This window comes from Mesorhizobium qingshengii (genome assembly GCF_900103325.1).
Taxonomy (GTDB): Bacteria; Pseudomonadota; Alphaproteobacteria; order Rhizobiales; family Rhizobiaceae; genus Mesorhizobium; species Mesorhizobium qingshengii.
This window is the reverse complement of sequence record NZ_FMXM01000070.1, coordinates 1-3655: the sequence shown is the minus strand read 5'-3', so window position 1 is coordinate 3655 and position 3655 is coordinate 1. Positions and strand designations below refer to the sequence as shown.

Below are 3655 nucleotides of genomic sequence, written 5' to 3'. Positions count from 1 at the left end.
TCAATCGCCGAGCAGTTCGCCATCCTCACGGCATAGAACGCCGACCCGGATTCCTGCCATCCTTTGTCCCGTTTCGATCTTTGCGACAGAACCGCGGACCATCCACTCATTGCAGGTTATCGATCACGCGGCGTCGGATATGTCTGACCCTGCCTCAAGAATTCCCACAGGCATGGACAGCGATCTCGCTATCCGATCCCGATAGCCCTTGTTGTACCTCAGACCCGACTCGATGTTTTGGATTTCCTCGGCGGAAAGCCCGCACGCCACAGCGAGGTCCTCGATTGAATATCCAAGATGCTCTCGATAAGCGCGGATGATGTGGGTTCCGCCTGACATAGCCGCCAAGACTGGCTCGGGAATGCGCGAATCCTTCATAGACACCTCCAAGAAGAGAAGGAGCGCCTGACAAATCGGGAGATTTCCCCCCCGCTGGCGCATCCAGCAAATCAAAAAAATGGACGTCGATTCGGCCGGACTGGCCTCATCCATGGAATGGGCCACTCGAAATTGCCAGCCGGGGCGGGATATGGCGGCTCACCTGCTACTGATCAAGTTCCAACAAGCGGCCAGCCCTGAGATTGCCTGATCGACTGTACCGCATTCGTCCTGCGATCCCACGCGATTCATTCTCGCCGATGGCTTTCTTGAGCAGCAACTCGAACTCACCTGGCCCCAGGCTCGCGGACGCCGATAGCTTCGACCAACTCCCTCCGCCGCCCGCGCCTTTTGCGAGTCGGTCGGCTTGCTGCCCGTCCAGGAGTCCTCGCACTTTTGGGCTCCAGAACCCCACGTCTTTATGACCCAACCGCTTGCATACCACGCTTAGAGCGGGTCTCCGGCTACCGGAGCCGACCCCAGTAACGCAACGATTTGTTGCACACGTTTTTGCGAAGCCACGGCATCAGCAGAGGCGATTTGCAGCTCCTGCAGGAGGGCGGCACGATCGTTCGCAACCAGCTCCAGTGGGCCGGCGCCTATTCCCGACACTAGCCATGAGGGACTCACGGCCAAGATGCCCGCCATCATCGCAAGGCGATTGGATTGCGGCGCGGCGCGGTCGCATTCCCATGCTTTCCAGCATGCCGTCTGGACACCAAGCCGGCGTGCGGCCTGCGCCATTGCAAGTTTGGTGACCTCGCGAGCGAACGAAATACGTCCCCCCAGAGTATCGGATGGCGCGAAATCACTAGGGTAGGTTTGAGTAAGCATTGGCTCGGTCCTCCTATGGTTCAATCCGCTTTCGGGCGATGACCTGCTGCGAACTCCGAAATGCCGGCCATCGTTCCGATTCGACGTCGGCAGTCTAAACAGGATTCGGCCCCATCATTAAAAGGCACGTTAAGGTGTTGGCGCTTTCGAAAAGGAGCAGCATCGCCACCTGCAAAAGCGTTACAATCATTCGACAGTGACCGATTTTGCCAGATTGCGCGGCTGGTCGACATCTGTGCCCATGAAGAGCGCCGTATGGTAGGCAAGAAGCTGTATCGGCAGCGAGAAGATCATTGGCGCGATAATCTCGTCGACGACCGGGAGCACGATCGTGTGCATGGTGTCGAGTTTCGATGCGGTTGCTCCTCTTTCATCCGTGATCAGGATAATCCGCCCTCCACGGGCAGCCACTTCCTGCATGTTGGAGGCGGTCTTGTCGAAAAAGCGATCATGCGGCGCGATGACGATCACTGGCATGTTCTCGTCTATCAGTGCGATTGGACCGTGCTTCAATTCACCTGCCGCATAGCCCTCGGCGTGGATGTAGGAAATCTCCTTGAGCTTCAGCGCACCTTCCATCGCCAGCGGGAAACTGGTGCCACGGCCGAGATACAGGACGTGACGAAGCTTTGACAATTCGCGCGACAGGAGCTCGATTTCCGGCTGGATGCTGTCGAGTACCTGGCCCATGACGCGTGGGACTTCGGCGAGGCTGCTAACAAGCGCCTGCGCCTCGTCTTCGGTTACGGTTCGGCGGGCCCTGGCGGCGCCGATGGCAAGTGCCGCAAGAACGGCAAGCTGGCAGGTGAAAGCCTTGGTGGAAGCGACGCCGATCTCCGGTCCGGCAAGGATCGGGAAGACCGCGTCGGCCTCCCGAGCGATGGTCGATTCGCAGGTATTGACGATGGCGCCAACTTTCAGCCCAAGGTCCTTGCAGTACCTCAGCGATGCGAGCGTATCGGCGGTTTCACCAGACTGCGAAATGAAAAGAGCCGCCGACTGCGGCGACAACGGGATCTCGCGGTAACGGAATTCGGACGCAACGTCGATTTCGACCGTCAGGCGCGCATAGCGCTCGAACCAGTATTTTCCGACCAGTCCGGCGAGATAGGCGGTGCCGCAGGCAGAGATCGCCAAGCTCGGGATCCTGGCGAAATCGATGCCAGAAACCATGTCGGCGCGATTCTCTATGATGTTGATATGGTGGCCGAGCGCATGGAAGATGACCTCGGGCTGCTCGTAAATTTCCTTCTCCATGAAGTGGCGATGGTTGCCCTTGTCGGCCAGAGCGGCCGCGGCCGTGGAGGTCTGGCGCGGACGCTCGACAGGCTGACCGTCGAAATCGAAGATATGGGCGCCCGTCTTGCCGATAACGGCCCAGTCACCGTCGATGAGATAGGTAATTTCATTGGTGAAGGGAGCAAGCGCGATCGCGTCGGAGCCCAGGAACATCTCGCCGTCGCCATGACCGATCGCCAGCGGTGGTCCGTTGCGCGCTGCCATGATGGTCGACGGATCATCCTCAAAGATGATAGCAAGCGCGTAGGCACCCCTGAGGCGTTTCAGCATGGCAGCCATTGCTTCTCGCCGCCTCATGCCTTCCCGGCGGTGTCGTGCCAAGAGATGCGCGACGACCTCGGTGTCGGTGTCGGTCTGGAACTCGGCTCCCGCCGCCGTCAATTCGTCCTTCAGCTCGGTGAAATTCTCGATGATGCCGTTATGGACGACGGCGACACCGTCGGTAAAGTGCGGGTGTGCATTGCGTTCGGTTGATGCTCCATGGGTTGCCCAACGCGTGTGGCCGATTCCGATATTGCCGCCCAGCGGCTCGTCCTTCAGTCTCGTTTCCAGATTGACGAGCTTGCCCTCGGCGCGCCGGCGGTGCAAGGCGCCCTCGACGATCGTCGCAACGCCGGCCGAATCATAGCCGCGATATTCCAGACGCTTCAACGCGTCGACCAACCGGTCCGACACCGGCTGTTGCCCAACGATGCCAACAATCCCGCACATGTTTGTCTCCGTATTCTTCCGGCAGTTTCACCCCAACGCAGTAATCCCGAAGACGGATACCCACCCGGCCCGCTTTCATTCAGGATCTTTAGTAGGAACCTGTAATATTGGTAAAATCGATTGTAGGCATACCTGCCATCCACTCTTTGGATAAACGAAGCCGCGTTTGACAGCTCCTGATCGGGTTGGAGGCTGAGCACTTAGATCGGAGCTAGTCATCACAAGCGGAATGGATATTCCAACTCTATCGATTGCGGCCTATGGACCAGAGGCTCAGAAAGGGAATGCCGAGATCCCGACCTCGCTGGGATATCTTGGGAGGTCCGACGCGGTAGCGATCCGGCACGGGCAGTATTTTGAGACCGGTAACTTCTGGGATTAGGCGGCGCGTAGGAGAGGCGGTTTGGGCTTGAATAGTGGTGGCACGTTCGGC

Annotated in this window: 3 protein-coding genes; all 3 read right to left on the bottom strand. The window is 58.7% G+C overall.

What is annotated here, in order from left to right; genetic code table 11:
- Positions 1 to 123 precede the first annotated feature (123 nt).
- The 3 genes from BLS48_RS34175 to glmS all read right to left on the bottom strand — a co-directional run bounded on the left by BLS48_RS34175 (position 124) and on the right by glmS (position 3222).
- Positions 124 to 339, bottom strand: coding sequence for a helix-turn-helix domain-containing protein (locus tag BLS48_RS34175; RefSeq protein WP_240565488.1), 216 nt, complete (start codon positions 337 to 339; stop codon positions 124 to 126).
- A 486-nt stretch (positions 340 to 825) separates the two neighbouring features.
- Positions 826 to 1212: a hypothetical protein gene (locus BLS48_RS34170; RefSeq protein ID WP_084791823.1), complete on the bottom strand. Its 387-nt coding sequence runs from the start codon at positions 1210 to 1212 to the stop codon at positions 826 to 828.
- A gap of 186 nt (positions 1213 to 1398) precedes the next feature.
- A complete protein-coding gene (gene glmS / locus BLS48_RS34165) occupies positions 1399 to 3222 on the bottom strand; it encodes a glutamine--fructose-6-phosphate transaminase (isomerizing) (protein WP_091586648.1) in 1824 nt (607 codons plus the stop codon).
- Positions 3223 to 3655: the final 433 nt, after the last annotated feature.

Bases quoted from the DNA above. Each gene is read 5' to 3' on its own strand.
- BLS48_RS34175 (WP_240565488.1), bottom strand. From the start codon at position 339: ATGTCAGGCGGAACCCACATCATCCGCGCTTATCGAGAGCATCTTGGA.
- BLS48_RS34170 (WP_084791823.1), bottom strand. From the start codon at position 1,212: ATGCTTACTCAAACCTACCCTAGTGATTTCGCGCCATCCGATACTCTG.
- glmS (WP_091586648.1), bottom strand. From the start codon at position 3,222: ATGTGCGGGATTGTTGGCATCGTTGGGCAACAGCCGGTGTCGGACCGG.